General features: G+C 42.8%; 14 protein-coding genes. 4 read left to right on the top strand and 10 right to left on the bottom strand.

The window, feature by feature from the left end; genetic code table 11:
- Positions 1 to 52: 52 nt before the first annotated feature.
- The gene (locus E2P86_RS04475; RefSeq protein WP_085474454.1) at positions 53 to 427 is read left to right on the top strand and encodes a DUF779 domain-containing protein; all 375 of its coding nucleotides are present in this window, start codon (positions 53 to 55) and stop codon (positions 425 to 427) included.
- Positions 428 to 450: 23 nt separating this feature from the next.
- Here E2P86_RS04475 and E2P86_RS04470 read toward each other — a convergent pair whose 3' ends face one another.
- From E2P86_RS04470 to E2P86_RS04460, 3 genes are read right to left on the bottom strand one after another with little or no spacing between them, the layout of a single operon-like run.
- Positions 451 to 852 carry an acyl-CoA thioesterase gene (locus E2P86_RS04470; RefSeq protein WP_085474455.1) on the bottom strand — a complete coding sequence of 134 codons (402 nt, stop codon included), beginning with the start codon at positions 850 to 852 and terminating at the stop codon, positions 451 to 453.
- Between the two features lie 21 nt (positions 853 to 873).
- Entirely contained in the window at positions 874 to 2,688 is a 1,815-nt protein-coding gene (locus E2P86_RS04465; RefSeq protein ID WP_134431119.1) for a MutS-related protein, read from the bottom strand.
- 48 nt (positions 2,689 to 2,736) lie between these two features.
- Positions 2,737 to 3,393 (bottom strand): protein-L-isoaspartate(D-aspartate) O-methyltransferase, encoded by a 657-nt coding sequence (locus E2P86_RS04460; protein WP_085474457.1) that lies wholly within the window; start codon positions 3,391 to 3,393, stop codon positions 2,737 to 2,739.
- Between the two features lie 126 nt (positions 3,394 to 3,519).
- On the opposite strand from E2P86_RS04460, the gene E2P86_RS04455 reads away from it, so the two are divergent.
- Positions 3,520 to 4,383: a DUF4886 domain-containing protein gene (locus E2P86_RS04455; protein ID WP_134431116.1), complete on the top strand. Its 864-nt coding sequence runs from the start codon at positions 3,520 to 3,522 to the stop codon at positions 4,381 to 4,383.
- Positions 4,384 to 4,391: 8 nt separating this feature from the next.
- Here E2P86_RS04455 and E2P86_RS04450 read toward each other — a convergent pair whose 3' ends face one another.
- Together E2P86_RS04450 and glmS are read right to left on the bottom strand one after the other, a co-directional pair.
- Entirely contained in the window at positions 4,392 to 6,566 is a 2,175-nt protein-coding gene (locus E2P86_RS04450) for a DUF4954 family protein (protein WP_134431113.1), read from the bottom strand.
- Between the two features lie 5 nt (positions 6,567 to 6,571).
- Positions 6,572 to 8,413: a glutamine--fructose-6-phosphate transaminase (isomerizing) gene (gene glmS, locus E2P86_RS04445; protein WP_134431110.1), complete on the bottom strand. Its 1,842-nt coding sequence runs from the start codon at positions 8,411 to 8,413 to the stop codon at positions 6,572 to 6,574.
- A gap of 258 nt (positions 8,414 to 8,671) precedes the next feature.
- Between glmS and E2P86_RS04440 the strand changes: the two genes are divergently transcribed.
- A complete protein-coding gene (locus E2P86_RS04440) occupies positions 8,672 to 9,451 on the top strand; it encodes a hypothetical protein (protein WP_134431108.1) in 780 nt (259 codons plus the stop codon).
- Positions 9,452 to 9,494: 43 nt separating this feature from the next.
- Here the strand turns inward: E2P86_RS04440 and E2P86_RS04435 are convergent, their stop codons facing one another.
- The 4 genes from E2P86_RS04435 to E2P86_RS04420 form a co-directional block, all read right to left on the bottom strand.
- Entirely contained in the window at positions 9,495 to 10,934 is a 1,440-nt protein-coding gene (locus E2P86_RS04435) for a TolC family protein (protein WP_134431105.1), read from the bottom strand.
- Entirely contained in the window at positions 10,927 to 14,094 is a 3,168-nt protein-coding gene (locus tag E2P86_RS04430; protein WP_134431102.1) for an efflux RND transporter permease subunit, read from the bottom strand. Before E2P86_RS04430 ends, E2P86_RS04435 begins: the two co-directional genes overlap by 8 nt.
- Before the next feature lie 21 nt (positions 14,095 to 14,115).
- Complete coding sequence (locus E2P86_RS04425; protein WP_085474464.1) at positions 14,116 to 15,207, bottom strand: efflux RND transporter periplasmic adaptor subunit; 1,092 nt, start codon at positions 15,205 to 15,207, stop codon at positions 14,116 to 14,118.
- 173 nt (positions 15,208 to 15,380) lie between these two features.
- Positions 15,381 to 15,770: a hypothetical protein gene (locus tag E2P86_RS04420; protein ID WP_134431099.1), complete on the bottom strand. Its 390-nt coding sequence runs from the start codon at positions 15,768 to 15,770 to the stop codon at positions 15,381 to 15,383.
- Positions 15,771 to 16,008: 238 nt separating this feature from the next.
- On the opposite strand from E2P86_RS04420, the gene E2P86_RS04415 reads away from it, so the two are divergent.
- Positions 16,009 to 17,715 carry a 3-ketosteroid-delta-1-dehydrogenase gene (locus E2P86_RS04415; protein WP_134431096.1) on the top strand — a complete coding sequence of 569 codons (1,707 nt, stop codon included), beginning with the start codon at positions 16,009 to 16,011 and terminating at the stop codon, positions 17,713 to 17,715.
- Between the two features lie 20 nt (positions 17,716 to 17,735).
- Here E2P86_RS04415 and E2P86_RS04410 read toward each other — a convergent pair whose 3' ends face one another.
- Entirely contained in the window at positions 17,736 to 18,665 is a 930-nt protein-coding gene (locus tag E2P86_RS04410; RefSeq protein WP_085474538.1) for a class I SAM-dependent methyltransferase, read from the bottom strand.
- Positions 18,666 to 18,813 lie beyond the last annotated feature (148 nt).

The raw sequence follows: 18,813 nt of genomic DNA, 5'->3' as shown, positions 1-18,813 counted from the left end.
CCTGTAAGGCCGGGGTGAAACGGTTCTTTCACAGAGTAAGGAAAGGAAAAAAATGACTGAACGACTTGCAGTAACGGATAAAGCAAAAGCACTTATCCAAGAATTGGTAACAAAACATGGCGACCTTATGTTTTACCAAGCCGGTGGCTGTTGCGAAGGAACGCAACCGCAATGTTTTGAAAAGGGCACATTTTTCCCTCGGATGAACGATGCCTGTATAGGCTTAGCCGAAGGTTTTGAATTTTGGGTAGATCGCGACTTGTTCGAGTATTGGCAACATGCACATTTTACGCTCGATGTTCTGGACGGCTTTGGGCCGGGAGGCTTCTCCTTAGAAACACCGCTCGGTAAGACCTTCAAGGTACACTACCGCATGTTTACAGAAGAAGAATTGGCTGATCTTGCTCCGGTACAGCGCAACGCTTAGCCAATTCTTCTCATCTTCGTTTATTAAGCAACATCCAGATCGCTTAATACAGGGATAGGTGTTTTATTTTCGTCAAGGGCTACAAAGGTAAACATCCCTTGAATAGCCAACTCACGTCCATCCTCATACATTTTTTCCAGATAGATTTCTACCTTTACCTTTAAGCTGGTGCGCCCCACACTCTCCACACGCGCTACAGCCTCAATAATACTTCCCGAAGGAATCGCTTTTTCAAAATTGATCTTATCACTCGACACGGTCACCAATCGCTTGCGGCAAAAACGCGTGGCAGCCATAAAAGATACCTCATCCATAATAGCCATCGCTTTACCACCAAAAAGCGTATCGTGATGATTGGTAAGAAATGGAAATACTGTAGTAAAAACACGTGTTTCAGACGTATTTATTCGCTCCTCAATTGTCATTTTTGAATATTTTTGGCAAAGTTACGAATTTTCCGCCTTTTCAACATCGACGCCAATTCCTTTTAAAAGGATGGATGCATTGAATACGGTACATTTTCCATCTTTCAGCTTATAGTCAAATAACATTTCTCCATCCACCACTTGAATATCAAAATGAAAATTCTGCACAGCCGTTGGATATTCTTCTGCCAAAGTGGATAATTGAAGGTCATGTGTTGCCACCATCCCCTTTCCATCTTCTGCGATAAGATTTTTTATAATAGCTCTGGAACCCAAATATTTATCCACCGAATTAGTCCCTCTCAACATTTCATCAATTAAGAAGAAACTATCTTTGTGTTCCGCCACAGTTTCCAGGATAAACTTCATTCGATCCAACTCTGCTTTAAAGGTCGAGGTACTTTCATTCAGCGAATCTTTGATACGCATGTAACTAATGAGGTTATAAATCGGCAAGCTAAATTCAGCCGCACAAACAACGGCTCCCGTGTATGCTAATACCGCATTGATACCAATAGTCCGCAAAAAAGTACTCTTTCCGGCCATATTAGATCCCGTAATCAACGCAATGCGATGTCCTTCATTCGTATAATCGTTTGCCACAGCATGCCCCGCAGCAATGAGCGGATGATTTATCTGCTTCGTGTGGATTTTATCGGAGAGAGGATCATCTAACACTGTAGGGACGACCCAAGTTGGGTTATTCCGCTTTAATACCGCCAATGCATTGAGGGCCTCGAACTCCGCAACAACATCAAAAGCAACCAAAATACGTTCCTCGTATTGCGATTTCCATCGTACGATCTTTAAAACATATTTAAAGTCCCAAAGCATAAACATATTAAGGAGAGCCCCGACCAACATGTTATTTCGTGCATCTAGGTTATTAATTAGCGACGATAATTCCCGAAATGCAACAGACAGCTTTTGATTATCAAGCATCAATATTTGTTGAAGTTCAATATTTCTCTGTGCTAAAAATTTACGGTCTTCCACCATCTCTATTCCTTCTGCGTAAGCGCCTAACATCTGTCCCACCTTATCAATCTTACTCGAAAACAAGCTCACTTTACCGGCCATTCCCAGCGTCCAAAAAAGATGTATCAGCGCCAGTCCACCTATATAGGGCCATATCGGAGAAACAAAAACAGAAAACAGTATCCCGATTAATAACACAAAAGGCGCAACAAGAACATAAACGTGCATGAACTTATTTCCAAAAGAGAGCGAAGAATCCTTAAAGTAGCGCGAAAGAAATGATTTTACTTCGATGCGTTGCGAGAGATTAAACAATAGTTTAGACTGAAAATTTTGGCTCCACGTAATATCTTCCGCCAGTTCCGAACTAGCCTCCTGTCGCTCCAAAATTTCCTTCTTTGTTCCCGCCTGTGCAAGCCAATTACTCAACCGTGCTACACCCAGCTTGGTCGCACATCGATTCAGTAACGTAAAAAGTGAAAAAGAACCAAAAATATCGAGATCAGAACTATAGGGGTGTTTACCATTTTCAAAATCTCCCCCCTCATCGTACATCGTTTTGCGATGATCACGCAGCTCCATCTCATTGACATTCACACGTAAGAAGGCTTGTTGATTGTCCCGTTCCTTCTCCAATCGACTTTGTCGCTTTATTAAAAAAGCAAACACCAAAACAATCAAAAGCGTTAAACCACAGACGAGTAGAATACTCGTTGTTTGAAAACTATAGAACAGCAATCCGCCGCCCACGAGAATAACGAACAGTCGAGCTAGGCTATTTTTATTAATAGCGCGATCCAGCTGTTGTATCGTAACAGTTGCCTCCTCAATATGCTTTTTATAGGTTTCGTAAATCATGCGTTAAACTTAGATAAATTTGTCTTAAACGCAAAATACGAGCGGTATTTACCAGGCTTGATCACCTACAAGAGGTACAAATCTAAAGGTGTCCAATTCGATACGTTCAAAATCGTTTTCGCCCACCCGAAGGATCGTGACCATCTTTTGTGATTTCTCATCCCCTACCGGTATCACAAGCAAGCCCCCCAGGCGCAACTGCTTGAGCATAATTTCTGGCACAAAAGGTGCACCAGCCGTCACAATAATTTTGTCGTAAGGCGCATGTTGAGCAATACCTTTGGAGCCATCTCCCAAAAAGAAATGCGGTTTATATCCCATATACGGAAGTACTTGGATGGTTCGTTGGTATAGTGCCTCCTGGCGTTCAATCGTAAAAACCTCTGCACCAAGCTCCATCAAAACACAGGTTTGATATCCCGACCCCGTACCTATTTCCAATACTTTATCCCCTTTTTTAACATGCAATAATTCGGATTGGTATGCAACGGTATACGGCTGAGAGATCGTTTGTCCGTCTCCTATAGGGAAAGCAATATCCCGATATGCCTGATTCCAAAAAGTTTCGTCAAAAAAGAAGTGACGTGGCACCTTACCTATGGCTTGGAGCACGCGCTTATCTTCAATTCCTCGTTTTTCTAAATGTTTGACAAGCTGTTTTCTTGCTCCTTTTTCTCGGTAGTTATCTACAAATTTATACGCCATTGTTCCTCAAAAATACCATTGTTAAGGCACATTTATGACATCAAAATACAAAATGTTTACATTCAAGCTTCTATAACTTCTCGGCTTTGGCTATATTCGTGACCTAGCTATTCACTTATTTAAAACATGAAAAGATTATTTACCTTCCTACTCGGAATGTTCGCCTTTTCGCAATTGATTTTTGCGCAGGAGAACCACACCCCTCCCCACGATGACGATGTTATAAAACTACTAGCGATCGGCAATAGCTTTTCAGAAGACGGCATCGAAAATTATTTGCATGAACTTGCTGCTGCAACAAACAAAAAAATGATCATTGGAAACCTGTATATCGCAGGAGCGTCTCTAGAACTGCATGTCAAAAACATCAATAAGGATGCATCTACCTACAACTATCGCAAAATATCTTTAGATGGTAAAAAGACGGTCACCAAGGATGTGAGTATTGCTACGGCTCTTGCTGAAGAAAATTGGGATTATATCAGCTTTCAGCAAGCAAGTCCAATGTCTGGAAAATATGATGTTATTAGTAAAAGCCTACCTGAATTGGTTGACTATGTTCGTAAACGCGTATCGCCACAAACCCAATTCGTTTACCATCAAACATGGGCTTATCAGCAAGATTCCAAACACGATGGCTTTAAGCATTACAACCAAAATCAACTAACGATGTTTAACGGTATTGTTGATGCCGCGAAAAAAGTTTGGAAAACAGGTTACTTTACCTACATCATCCCGGCAGGCACCGCTGTACAAAATGCGCGGACAAGCAGCATTGGCGACAACTATACCCGAGATGGCTATCATTTACAGCTCGATTACGGTCGTTTTACCGCAGCCTGCACATGGTATGAAAAACTCTTTAAGGAAGATGTTCGTAAAAACCCTTACAAACCCGAAAAAGTAACGGACTTACAAGCGAAAATCGCTAAACAAGCAGCGCATAAAGCCTGTAAGAAACCATATAAGATTTCAAAAATAAAGCTTTAGGGGTTCCCCTAAAGCTTTGCTATAAGATTATCAAGGCTAACTTCAAAGGCCTCCAGGGCTATCGTTTCCTTGTTGATAAAATCATTGTCTTCAAATTTTCCAATCACCGCCTCCATTTCTTCATAGGAGTCATAAACCATTTGTTTATACGGATTTTCATAGTCCTTATGCCTAGAATTTACGATTTCATGGAATATCCACCGTTTGGTTTCACGTGCTTCTTCTAATAAGGCAGACACAAAATTTTTGTCCCATGTTTCTATGGGTCTATCTGTAATTTCTACCAGAGCGGCTACACCGTGCAAAAATTTATCCAATGGATAGTCTGCGCTACATTGGTGATAGTACGCATGAACTTCCTCCCAACTATTATACCGACCCGTACGAATCCCATCCAAGAGGTGTGCTAAACGATCCAACCGAAAAAGCTGTCCCCCAATATTTTCCACCTCAAAGCGCGGAGGTAAGTGTGCTACTTGCGCTTGAAACGATGACCAATCGTGTTGTTCCAGAAAAGAAAAAACCTGCATTGCCCCGTAATACCGAATCATGCGTTTATATAGGTTATATGCCTCATACGGCTTTGCTAGAACAACTTTTCGCTTAGAATATTCCACATTCTCCAAAAAAACATCCTGCTTTGGCCAGGGCTGTTCGTTGGTTAAGAGCTGCCTGCCGAAGGTTTGTTCCGAAGTCATATCTGCACCTTTGCCCATCGTCTTCCCTACCGCCTTTTCAATTTCCGATAAGGCGACAAACATTTCATTTATGGTATCCGGCGCCAGGATGTCATACTCAATATGTTGGTTTTTAAAGCGACGTTTATCACGCGCCATAAACTTGGATGTGTTACGCATTAACGCATACATATTGTACATAAACCAGTAGCCAGGAAGAACCACAAGTCTATTCGTATCGACCTCATTGCTAATCAAACAGAAGGGGAACTTCACATCTAACTCGTGAAGAAAGTCTCCTTTAACAATTAAGCTGTATGATGCAAAACGTGAATTATGTTTTAGACTGACGCACAGTCCTGGCCAGAAGCCACGTCCTGCTATAATCTCTCCATCGGCAGCACGCGAGTTGTGATTGGATCCAACGGTCGCTCCGGCAGCCATATTACTTTGTCCCTTCACCAATGCAGCACAAAGAAAAGAGTTGTTATGGTGCTGTTCATGGGCAGGAAAAATCAAGGAGTTCAATACTTCACAACAAGAGATGGTCGAGTTATCGCCTAAGAAAGAGTTGATAAGTCGCGCACCATATTTCAACTGCGAGAACGAGGACAACACAAAACGCACCGCTTTCACGCCATAGAAAATTCGGCAACCATATCCAATAATGCCATTAACGAGTTCACAGCCTTCACCAATCTGCGTAAAAGCCTCTTGTGAGGAATTAATTGTTAGATTTTTAAGCTTATTTACACCTTTTATATAGGCATCTGTGCCAATTTTCACATCCTTTATTGTCTGTGTATTCTTGATCACACAGCGATCTCCAATTGTACTATAAAATCCCCGTTCAATCGAATATTTATTCTCGGTTAGTTCTCGAAAACGAGTTTGCAGCTCGTCGTCTGCTCGGTATCGAGACCATAGAAATACATCCCCAGCCTGCATGCCATCAAACGGCAAAACCGAGCGACCTCCGTTCTCATTACACAACTCCAACTGTATGCGTCGCTCTTCCACATCCCCTACCTTTAGAATACCGTTCCCAAACTTCGCATTATTACTCGTAGTCATCTCGTTGACATTCGCCAAGATCACATCATTCCCCACGATAAAATGAGAGATAAAACGAACATGGCTGATGGCAACAGTATGTCCAATATCACAGCTAACGAAGGTGGAATTATAAATCCCACATGGCAAACGGAGCTCTCTATAGTCTAGAAACACCTCTTCCATATCACCAATACGGATAAAACCGTAAAACTTATTGTTTTGAACCAGTCGGGGAATAAATTTATCAGTCACCCAAATATGATCCCAATTGCTGGAATAATTATTATTTGTCGTCAGCGTTTCAATCTCTTCTATGGTGAGTTGCCGATAGGATCTATCCGCTTTAAATTGCCGGTTGCGATGATGATATTCATCCCCTTCGACCAGATAAGGTTCCGGCACAAAGTCATACCCCAGACGCGCTAAAGATTGCTTTACTACATGTGACATAGGCGTTATTCTACCGTAACAGATTTCGCCAGATTACGTGGCTTATCGACATCCAACCCTCTATTTACACCAATATAATAAGACAACAACTGCAACGGTACGACCGAAAGAATAGGCGCAATAATCTCATGCACCAAAGGCACCACCATCACATCGTCTGTCAGACTCGTCACGGTGTTGTCTCCCTCGGAAACGACGGCTACAACTTTCCCTTTACGGGCCTTTATTTCTTGAATATTACTGACAATTTTTTCATGGTAACTGTCTTTTGTTGCGACAAAAACGACCGGTAAATGTTCATCGACCAATGCAATAGGTCCATGTTTCATCTCTGCAGCCGGGTATCCTTCTGCATGGATATAAGAAATCTCTTTTAGCTTCAAGGCGCCCTCCAAGGCGATCGGAAAATTGTAGCCGCGACCTAGGTACAAGAAATCGCGTGCATCCGTATATTTCGCTGCGATCTCTCGAATATTTTGGTCCTGCGTCTCCAATATTTGTTGTACATGTTCTGGCACTTTAGCGAGATCGGTTACCAGTACGCTATAAAGGTCGTCCGTAATCGTATTTTTCACCTTGGCGACTTTCAATGCGATCAAATAAAGGACAGCTAATTGTGCCGTAAAAGCTTTTGTACTGGCTACACCAATTTCTGGACCCGCGTGTGTATATGCACCAGCATCGGAAAGGCGCGCAATAGAAGATCCCACAACATTTACCAGCCCAAAGATGGTAGCACCTTGTTTTTTTGCGGTCTCAATTGCGACCAAAGTATCGGCAGTTTCTCCACTCTGCGAGATGGCAATGATCACATCTTTATCCGTAATAATGGGATTTCTGTACCGAAACTCCGAAGCATATTCTACCTCTACATTTATACGGCATAGCTCCTCAATAACGTATTCAGTCAGTAAACCCGCGTGCCAGCTCGTACCACAGGCAACAATTATAATTCGATTTGCGGCCATTAGTTTATCCGCAATCTTATCGACCCCACTTAATGTAATCGTTTGTTGCACCCCATCGAGACGCCCACGTAAGGAATCGAAAATAGTTTGCGGCTGTTCGAAAATTTCCTTTAACATGAAGTGATCAAATCCATTTTTTTCGATCGCAGCAAGTTCTAAATCCAATTTCTGAACAAACGGCGTGATCCGCTCATTACCAATATTTTTTAAAATCAATTCATCGGCCTTTACAATAGCCAACTCATAATCGTTAATGTATACCACCTCTTTAGTGTAGGCTAACATAGGAGACGCATCCGAACCCAGGTAATGTGCGTTTTCACCGATACCGATTACCAGTGGACTCCCCTTACGTGCTGCAATAATGGTATCCGGCAAATCCTTATCCAACAACAGGATAACATACGCTCCCACAACTCTCTTTAATGCAATACGAACCGCTTCTTCTAAAGAACAGTCGTTATTTACCTTGATATCTTCAATAAAATTAAGGAGTACCTCCGAATCGGTGTCACTTTTAAAAGTGTAACCTTTCTGCTGTAGCTCAGACTTTAACTGCGCGTAATTTTCAATAATTCCATTATGGATCATTGCGATATTCCCCGAGTTAGAATAATGCGGGTGCGCATTTCGATCAGAAGGCTCACCATGCGTCGCCCATCGCGTGTGTCCTATACCGATTGTTGATAATAAATTTTGCCCTTCTGCAAAACTCTCTAAAGCGGCAACCTTGCCTTCTTTTTTATAGATGGCAAGGCCATCACCTGTATGCAGTGCTATACCTGCACTATCATAACCACGATACTCCAGTTTTTTTAATCCGTCAATAAGAATGGGATAAGCTAGATTGCTACCTACGTAGCCAACGATTCCGCACATATATATCTAAGTTTGAGATGTTAATAGGCCTCAAAGATAGCTAAAAAACCAACTACGCAATCGATTGATATTAGTTTTTAACTAAATCTTAAGCCCAAGCGCTTAAAAAAGGTTTTAGCCTATACTCCAGCACTCCGATTCCAAAATAAATGATGTTGGAAACCGCTTTGCATAGAAAAAATATCACTTTGCATCCATCACGACTCAACAAAAATCACTTAATTTGTATTATTTAGAATTGGTATAAATAAATACACTATGAATTTCAACACGTCACACCCTTCCTCCATATTAAAGGTCACTGGATTAAGCTGCATGCTACTGTTAACACTTGTTTCGTGCAGTAAAGACGACAAACCGACCGAAATTCCAGAGGAGGAAGTGGTGGCTACAGTGCCATACTATACCCAAACCCGCGTAAATAATTTGGCTGCCGAATCGGACGACAGCAATCCAACGGCCGCCAAGCCGACCTTGTTATATAGTCTACGGACGGCAAAGGAAAACCCGATTGCTGATATAAAAACCGCGCGATGGGATGTTTCATTTGGAGGTTTGTATAATAGCTTTTTAGGCGGAAATAATGGGTCCAACAGTTCGAATATTGCCGCTGGTGCAAAAGGTCAAGGTGGTATTCTTATTATAGAAAAGACCTTTGACGATGTCATCGACATTCCAGCTGACAATCAGTTCAAAACAGGGTCAAACCTTTACGGAGCAGACGCGGCAGGCGCTTTCGGAGAAGGAGCAGGTTGGTATTTATATGATTTTGAGGGAACTGTTCTAGGAGATGGTTCCGAACAAAAGAAGCACGTAGTTTACCCGTTGACGACCGAAACAACCACAAAACAAGGTAAGAAAGTTGCACCGCGCACAATCGTAGTAAAACTACCAAATGGTGATTTTGCAAAAATCAAAATCATCAGTGTATATAAAGATGCACTAACATCGAACCTCTGGTTCAAAACAACGCCAAAGATGTTTTACACATTTGATTACATGCTTGCGCCAAAAGGCAGCACCAAGTTTACGAAGTAAAAAAAGAAATCCTGAACGTATAGGTTCAGGATTTCTTTTTTTATTATTGTTGCCAGCCTCCACCGAGGTCACGATACACATTAGTCACATTCAAGAGCTGTTGTTTCTTCGTTTCAATCAACTCCATTTTTGCTTCCAATACATCTCTTTGGGTCATTAAAACCTCCAAATAATCAGCCCGTGCCGAAGCAAACAAATCATTGGCCACACCGATTGACTTAGTCAATGCAACCACTTGGTCATTTTTCAGTGCTAAGTTACTCTCCAAGTTACGGACGTTCGATAAGTCTCCAGAAACCTCCAGGTAGGCACGTAATATGGCACGCTCGTAGTTATACAAAGCTTGGAGCTGTCTCGCATTTGCACTGGCGAACTCCGCTTTCAATCCCTTTCTATTTATCAACGGTGCCGCCAAGTCTCCAGCTACATTGAGCAGCAGGGATTCCGGCAGTTTGGCAAAATATGTCGGTTTAAAAGCCTCCAGTCCGATAGCCGCTGAAAGGTCAAGCGAAGGATAAAACTCCGCCCTCGCCACTTTCACATCCAGTTTCGCGGCCTGTAACTCCAACTCAGCCTGTTTAATATCAGGTCTATTAGCCAACAATTGCGCCGGTAATCCTTCATGAACGATCGTCGGTGCTATTTGTAGAAAAGCCGATCTTTCGCGTGGAACTTCCGATTTATAAGTACCAACCAACAGACTGATTTTATTTTCTGCATCCTTTACTTGTTGTTTAATTACAAACTCCAAGCTTTGCGATTTGAGGAGCTCCGCGCTAAACTTCTGCACCGCTAACTCCGTTACTCGTGCCGCTTGTTTCTGGATCTTAACCACCTCCAGCGCATTCTTCTGCAACGTAATAGACTGCCTTACAACCTCCAACTGGTTATCAAGAGCCAATAACTCGTAGTAGGAATTGGCGACCTCGGCAATGAGATTTGATAAAACAAAGTTTTTACCTTCGACTGTCGAAAGATATCTACTCACCGCAGCAGCTTTAGCATAATGCAATTTCTTCCAAATATCTACTTCCCAATTTGCGTACAATTTAGCACCATAATGCTGTAACGGATCTGGCATTTCACGTCCCTCTTCAATTTCTGTCGCCGCATCCCCGGCCCCCTGGCTGGTGTAACGCCCCACCTTATCCACATCGGCACCTACTTTTACACCAACTGAAGGTCTGATTTTTCCATCCCGTACTTGCACCTCATTCTTAGCGATTTCTATTTCCTGAAGCGTAATGAGGAGCTCCTGATTATTATGCAAAGCCGTGTCAATCAGTGCTTGCAAATACGTGTCCGTAAAAAATTGTCGCCAAGGAATGGTCGTACTATTGGTACTATCCTGCTGTTGCGCAAAAGTCGTCGGAACCACCTGTTGTTTTGCTGGCGGTTCCACTATCGCAGGCACCTTACAGCTCGCTACGATGAAACTCACGATAACCATCGTGATATATATCCTTATATTTTGCTTAAACATGATGTTCAATTTCTTCAGTTAACGGATTTTCTTCTTCTTTTTTGACCAATTTGTTACGTCCTGCGATCGTCCCAAATATAAAATACAGCCCCGGAACAATAATAAGTCCGAACACGGTACCGATCAACATTCCTCCTGCCGCAGCTGTGCCGATGGTTCTATTTCCAATAGCACCCGGCCCAGTCGCCATAACCAATGGAATAAGCCCGGCAATAAAAGCAAACGACGTCATTAAGATTGGACGGAACCGCATCGTCGCTCCTTCGATCGCAGACTCCCAAACACTCATCCCCTCTCGATGTTTCTGCACGGCAAACTCAATGATCAGCACAGCATTTTTACCCAATAATCCAATAAGCATAATCAAGGCAACCTGGGCATAAATGTTATTCTCCAACCCAAGTAATTTCAAAAACATAAAAGCACCGAAGATACCTGCTGGTAGAGATAAGATCACAGGCAGCGGCAGTACAAAACTCTCATATTGTGCTGAAAGGATAAGATATACGAAGCCGAGACAGATTAAGAAAATATATAAAGCTTCATTTCCGCGACCGACTTCATCCTTAGAAATTCCGGCCCAGTCAATACCAAAACCGCGAGGCAGTTTTTCTTTCGCCACTTGCGCGATAGTCTGTATCGCTGTACCACTACTATAGCCTGTCGCTGCCGCTCCACTAATCTCGGATGAGTTATACATATTGTGTCGCGTAATCTCCGATAATCCATACACTTTCTCCATTTTCATGAAAGCAGAAAACGGCACCATCTCATCTTTATCGTTCTTCACATAAAGCTTTAGAATATCTTCTGGCAGCGCCCTATATTCCGGCAATGCCTGCACCATCACTTTGTAGGGGCGGTCAAACTTGATAAAGCTTGTTTCATAATTACTTCCAACCAAGGTGGATAATGTGTTCATCGCATTTTCTATGGTCACCCCTTTCTGTTGTGCGATATCGTTGTCAATACGCAGCATATATTGCGGAAAACTCGCGCTATAGAACGTAAAAACAGACGACAATTCAGGTCGCTTATTCAGCTCCTTCACAAAGTCGTGGCTTACCGTTTCCATCTTTTTGAAATCCCCCGTCCCGGTTTTATCCAATAAACGCAACTCAAAACCACCTGCCGCACCGTAGCCCGGCACTGCTGGAGGTTGGAAAAATTCGATGGTAGCACCCGAGATACCTTGACATTTTTCTTCCAGCTCTTCAATCACATCCTGAACCGAGTTCTTCCGTTCATCCCACCCTTTGAGGTTAATCAAACAGGTACCGCTATTCGCTCCGGTACCTTCGGTAAGTACCTCGTAACCGGCTAAGGAAGAAACAGATTTAACCCCTTCAATATGTTCAGCAATTTGCTGCAATCGCTCCGCAATCTGATTGGTACGCTCCAGCGTAGATCCTGGCGGTGTCTGGATAACCGCATAGAACATGCCTTGGTCTTCATTGGGAATAAAACCAGTTGGAAGACTGTTGTTCAAAAAGAAAACACCAGCACAAAAGGCGCCAAGCATCAGGAACGTCAGCATCCGACGATTAACGATACGCACCAAAAAGTTACCGTACCGAGTCGCCCCCTTGGTAAACATATTATTAAACTTATCCAATCCCTTCTGGAGCCACGTATCTTTAGGCTTCTTACCGTGATTATTTTTAAGGATCATCGCGCAGAGTGCCGGAGTAAGCGTTAAAGCAACCACCCCAGAGAGAATAATGGCTGTCGCCATCGTGATGGAAAACTGTCGATAAAAAATCCCGACCGGTCCCGACATAAAAGCAACAGGGATAAACACCGCAGCCATGACCAACGTAATCGCAATGATAGCCCCACTTATTTCATGCATCGCCTCTTGTGTCGCTTCCAATGGCGAGAGATGCTTCGTCTCCATCTTGGCATGGACCGCTTCGATAACGACGATTGCGTCATCCACCACGACACCAATAGCCATGACCAGCGCAAAGAGCGAGATCAGATTCAGGGTAATTCCAAAAAACTGCATAAAAGTAAAGGTACCAATCAGCGATACTGGAACAGCCATGGCAGGAATAAGCGTGGATCGCCAGTCTCCTAAGAAAAGGAACACCACAATACCAACCAAAACAAAGGCTTCGACCAAGGTGTGGACAACCTTTTCCATGGACGCATCCAAAAACTTAGACACATCATAACTGATTTCATAGTCCATTCCTTTGGGAAATGTTCCTGTCTTCAGCTCCTCCATCTTGGTCTTGATATTCTTGATTACATCGCTTGCATTACTTCCGTATGATTGCTTGACAACAATCGCCGCAGAAGGTTTACCATCCAAATTGGAGTAAAGATCGTACAGCGAGCTACCAAATTCGATGTTAGCCACGTCCTTTAGCCGAAGAATCTCTCCATTTTGATCTGAGCGAAGGATAATATTTTCATACTGTTCCTGGGTATTATACCGTCCCGGGTATTTCAAGACATACTCAAAAGACTGCGAACGCTTACCCGAACTCTCTCCAGCCTTTCCTGGCGAAGCTTCCAAGCTCTGCTCATCTAATGCCTTCATCACCTCCTCGGCTGATATTTTATAGGCCATCATCCGATCTGGTTTTAACCAAATCCGCATGGCATACTCCCGGTTTCCCAGAATATCGGCAACACCCACCCCATCGACCCGTTTCAGTTCAGAAAGGATATTGATATCCGCAAAGTTGAACAGAAATTTCTGATCTGTATTTTTATCCGTACTGAAGAGGTTGATATACATCAACATATTCGATTCCTCACGCGTAATCTTCACCCCTTCACGAACCACCAATGGCGGTAGTTTATTGATGACCGCCGACACCCTGTTTTGCACATTTACGGCCGCCAAATTAGGATCCGTGCCCAGGTTAAAAATAACCTGAATCGTGGCTTCCCCATCATTTCCCGCATCCGAGGTAATATATTTCATCCCTGGCACTCCATTCAAGGCCCGCTCCAAAGGAATAATTACCGCCTTAATCATTAACTCTCCATTGGCCCCCGGATACTCAGCTTTAACATTGACCTTAGGTGGTGAGATGGACGGGAACTGCGTTATCGGCAGCTTAACCAATGAAATCACGCCTAAGAACACAATAATCAAGGATACTACAATAGATAGTACAGGCCTTCTTATAAAACTAGAAAACATAACAATTCTTGATTTAAGTGACTATTCAGATTTTAACCGGAGATTTCCTAGAATAAACTTAGGATCCATCAGCTTGGTACGCACATGCTCATCGTCTTTTACTTTCTGTAGCCCTTCCAATAAAACCTGATCATTTTCAGAAAGTCCAGCCGACACCACATATACATCGGGCAGCATGTGACTAATTTCAATTAGCCTGCTATGCACCACCCCATGTGCATCGACGACAAAAGCATATTTTTGATCCTGCACTTCATACGTAGCTTTCTGCGGAATCACCAAGGCCTTTTCCAGTGGTACCCGCATTTGAATTTTACCCGTCTGCCCATTCTTAAGCAATCGATCAGGATTTGGGAAGCGGGCTCTGAAGGCAATATTGCCGGTTTCACTATTAAATTCTCCTTCTACGGTTTCGACACGTCCCGGATATTTCAACAGTTGATTATTAGCGAGTAGCAACTTAACATCTTTGTTCTGTTGGGCTGTGGCATTGTTTTGGTAATCCAGGTACTCAGGTTCAGAGACATTAAAGTACGCAAACATCTGGCTGTTATCGGATAAGCTCGTAAGGAGCTCTCCTTCATCGACCAAACTTCCCAATTTCAATGGGATACGGTCAATAACTCCATCAAAAGGCGCTCTAATTTCTGTTGCTGATAAATGGAATTTAGCAAGAGCTACCTCCGCTTTCGCCTTTTCTAATTTCGCTTGGGCAAGTGCCAATTCATTGGGAGAAACAATCTGTTTTTCAGCCAATATCTTAACATTTTGAACCTCAATTTCACCGGCCTTCACCTCGGCTTGTGCTTTTAAATATTCCGCTTGATAGAGCTTTGGCATAATACGAAAAAGCAACTGTCCGGCATGAACATTCTGTCCTTCATCTACATACATTTGTTCTAAAAACCCTTTTTCCAGGGCCCGGATTTCAATATTCCGTACCGAACGGATTTGCGACACATACTCTTTGTTAAATGTTGTATCAACCCGTACTGGGTGTGTTGTGGGGTAAACCACGTGTTCTTCTTCTTTCTCTGCTTTTGATTGCGTACAACTGTATAGGCTTACCACCAAACACGTACTCGCTACAAGCGCAATACCAATTTTTTTCATTGTTGAAAATGGAATAAAAATAAAAAATAAGGATAAGGATGATCGTTGACTATCGATCAAATTTAAGACGTCGTCAAGGCAACAGAAATGAATAAAACCCACGATTTACCTAAACAAAACAGGCATATCCGTATGCTTTCAAGTGTGCATTGACGAGAAGATATTTTTTATTTTCAGATTCGAAGAACCCGTTGCAGAATATACTTATAAGAGGCAACTATAGGCCATTGCCAATTAAAGGGAAATTTATTCTTGAATGATAAGGGAAACCAACTGAGGAGAAAGACATAACTGAACAATAGTAAATCTTTGCCCCGCAAACTCATATTCTGTAGATCTTGGAGATCTTCTGTAAGCTCGGTCAGGGAGTCACTCTCTCTACTCATCGGAGTTAACCCTTTACTCAGGTGCATGGTCTTGTGTGCGTGAATTTGTTCTTGTCGAATCTTGTTCACCACAATATGGTCACAGAATCCTATATGCTGCACCTTGAAAAGATGCACTTGCTCCCCTTTTACGACAAGGAAAAACAACGATAGGACCAATGTTACCAATACTCTCATTTGACAAGCCAAATGTACGAGCAGTTTTTAAATCTGCAATGCAGTTACTACATTTTATCGTCATTTTTTTTGTCACGACAAGAAAAAAACAACATTAAACATTGATTATCAATATATAAACAAAAACAACGCTTCGTTTTATTGCACAAAAAAGGTTATATTACGATACCCCCTTTTCTCAAATCTGTCTAAAATGTCTCGTTTTATCTGGACGACACCTTATAAACAATAAAAGAATATGAGCAAAACACCATTAAATAGGGCACCTATAGGTCCAAAAGCAAATGATTGCACCATCGATCTTCTCATCATGGGATCTGGCACCGGTATGGCAGCAGCACTAGCCGCCCAAGAACAGGGATTGGAATGTCTCGTTATCGAAAAAACAGAATTTGTAGGCGGTTCTACAGCCCTCTCCGGGGGAGCCTTCTGGATTCCAGCCAATCGTACATTACTGGAGAGCGGCTCCACAGACGACCTAGACAAAGCAAAGAAATATCTCGATGCCTTGGTTGGCGACAACAGCTCAGCAGTACGACGTCACGCCTTCCTCTCCAATGGAGCTGCCGCCGTTGATATGCTGTTGCGTACCACACCCATGCATTTTTTCTGGGCCAAAGGCTATGCCGACTACCATCCCGAAAAACCAGGAGGCGATCTTTTGGGACGAAGCTGCGAATGTAAACCTTTTGATATCTCCAAGCTAGGTGCCGAACGTCACCGCTTTCGGGGTAGTCCCATGGAAGCCCCTGTTCCGATGCCCGTCACGGGTGCGGACTATAAATGGATGAACCTGATGTTACGTCGTCCATTTAAAGCATTTCCCCTTATCCTCAAAAGACTAGCACAGGGGGTGGGTGGCCTTTTATTGGGGCGAAAATACGTTGCCGGCGGCCAAGCGATCGCAGCAGGTATGTTCGCCGGACTTCTACGCGCTGGGGTTCCCGTTTGGACAGATACCCGCTTGATTCGATTAAATACAGATGGCAACAAAGTAATCGGGGCCGTTGTGGAGCAACGCGGTGAACAATTTACCATACAAGTACGTAAAGGTGTAGTCCTCGCTGCAGGTGGCTTTGACCATAATCTAATCAAAAGACAGAAATATCAATCACCTTATATCGTGGATGACCTGAGTATGGGTGCTGCAGGAAATATGGGAGACACACTCGATATTGTAGAACCGCTAGGCGTACAAACAGGATTGATGGAAGAAGCCTGGTGGTTTCCTGCAGTCGCCCCCCTTTCCAAAGGCGAAAAACCGATGATCCTCCTCGCGGAGCGTTCTCTCCCAGGCAGTCTGATTATCAATGAAGAAGGAAAGCGATTTATTAACGAAGCAACAGACTATATGAGTTTTGGCCAGTTTATTCGTAAACAAGAAGCTGGTGGCAAGCCTATACAGACGATGTGGTTTATCTTTGATCAGTTCTATAAAAACAATTACCTGATCGCAGGATCCATATTTCCACGGATGCCTTTTCCAAAAAGCTGGTATCAAGCTGGCATTGTCCATCAAGCGACAACAGTTACTGAATTAGCACATGCAATTAATGTGCCTGCGGAGGGACTAGCAGAAACCATATCACGTTATAATGACTTTGCAGAAGCCGGTGCCGATCCAGACTTCCAACGGGGTAAAAGTGCCTACGACCACTACTATGGTGACCCTACGGTACACCCAAACCCTAATCTCCGTGCCTTAACAGGCAAGCTATATGCCTTACGATTGGTACTTTCCGATCTCGGCACCTGTGGTGGCGTGATGACCAATGAATATGCACAAGTTTTGCGTGAAGATGGCGTACCAATCTCACGTCTCTATGCTATTGGGAATAACGCTGCAAATGTTTTCGGACGCAGCTATCCTGGCGCTGGCGGAACAATTGCGCAAAGTATTGTCTTCGGTTATGTCGCAGCAAAGCATGCCGCAACATCGCAATAAAAACGGAGAAAAATATGTTTTTATAAGTACGGGTTTGTGGGGATTTCTATCAGTTTATAGTCAGCCGCTGAGAGTCTTTCTTTCATCTGTTGATCAGGCATTTCTTTAAACACGACAATGCTCAGGGTCTGGCACGGTACAATCCCCCACTTACTCAGTACGTCTCGTAATTTTTTCTTGAAAAGAATCTTTTTAAAAGCCTTTTCGGACTTATGTGCGAGCATCCTATTGCTTCCAGGAAACCAGAAATTAGGATTTAACATTTTAATTGCAACCAGTGGTAAGTTTAAGCCTGCTGCAAACTTCTCAAACTCTCTTTCAGATACTTTATAAACAAAGTTACCGACCGGTTCATACGAGAATCGATTTTTCCAAATTTTGCCAATAAGCTTTTGGTTTATCTTCTCCAACAGATTACTTGCAAACAACAAGAGCGGCATCTTACTGATCGGATCTTGCGGTTCTATAATAATAATGCCTTTTTTTGCGACGCGAATCATCTCATACAACGCGGCGTAAGGACGAGGAAAGTGATGATAACTTTCTTTACACAGAATATAATCCATACTATTTGTTGCAAACGAAAGATTCTCTGCGTTCTCTGCCGCAAATTCATTCACTAATTTCAATTGCTGTGCAAACTGTAGAAAATTATCATTCAGGTCACTCGCAAGAACTTGTTCTACACCATTTTCTAAAAGGTACATAGCATCATGTCCATACGCATCACCCACCGTAAGCCAACGATCCTTTTTATTGGCTATAAATGGTTTTAAAGCACTAAAAAAAACCTCTTGCAACCAGTGATTTATTGTTCCTTTATAATCGCGAATATTTTCAAGTGCTGCGATTTTCTGTGCATCGTCGGGAAATAACGAATGATACCAGTTCGCATGTTTTTCATAACTAGTCTCATTGTAATTTCCAGGTTCATCTTTTCTTTTATCCATATCTAACATAGATTTTAAAGAGAGTAAGCCAGCAGAGCTGGCTTACGAATACTTTTCATGTTTATTGGTTTCTTTTTTTGTTAGGTAGCAAACACAACAACTAACAATATATTACCAAGAATCCCAGGCTTTTAGTCTTCTTTCGCTC

The sequence above is a fragment of the Sphingobacterium psychroaquaticum genome (assembly GCF_004421025.1).
GTDB lineage: Bacteria > Bacteroidota > Bacteroidia > Sphingobacteriales > Sphingobacteriaceae > Sphingobacterium > Sphingobacterium psychroaquaticum.
Note: the sequence above shows the minus strand (reverse complement) of the source record. Positions and strands in the feature narration are given on the sequence as shown.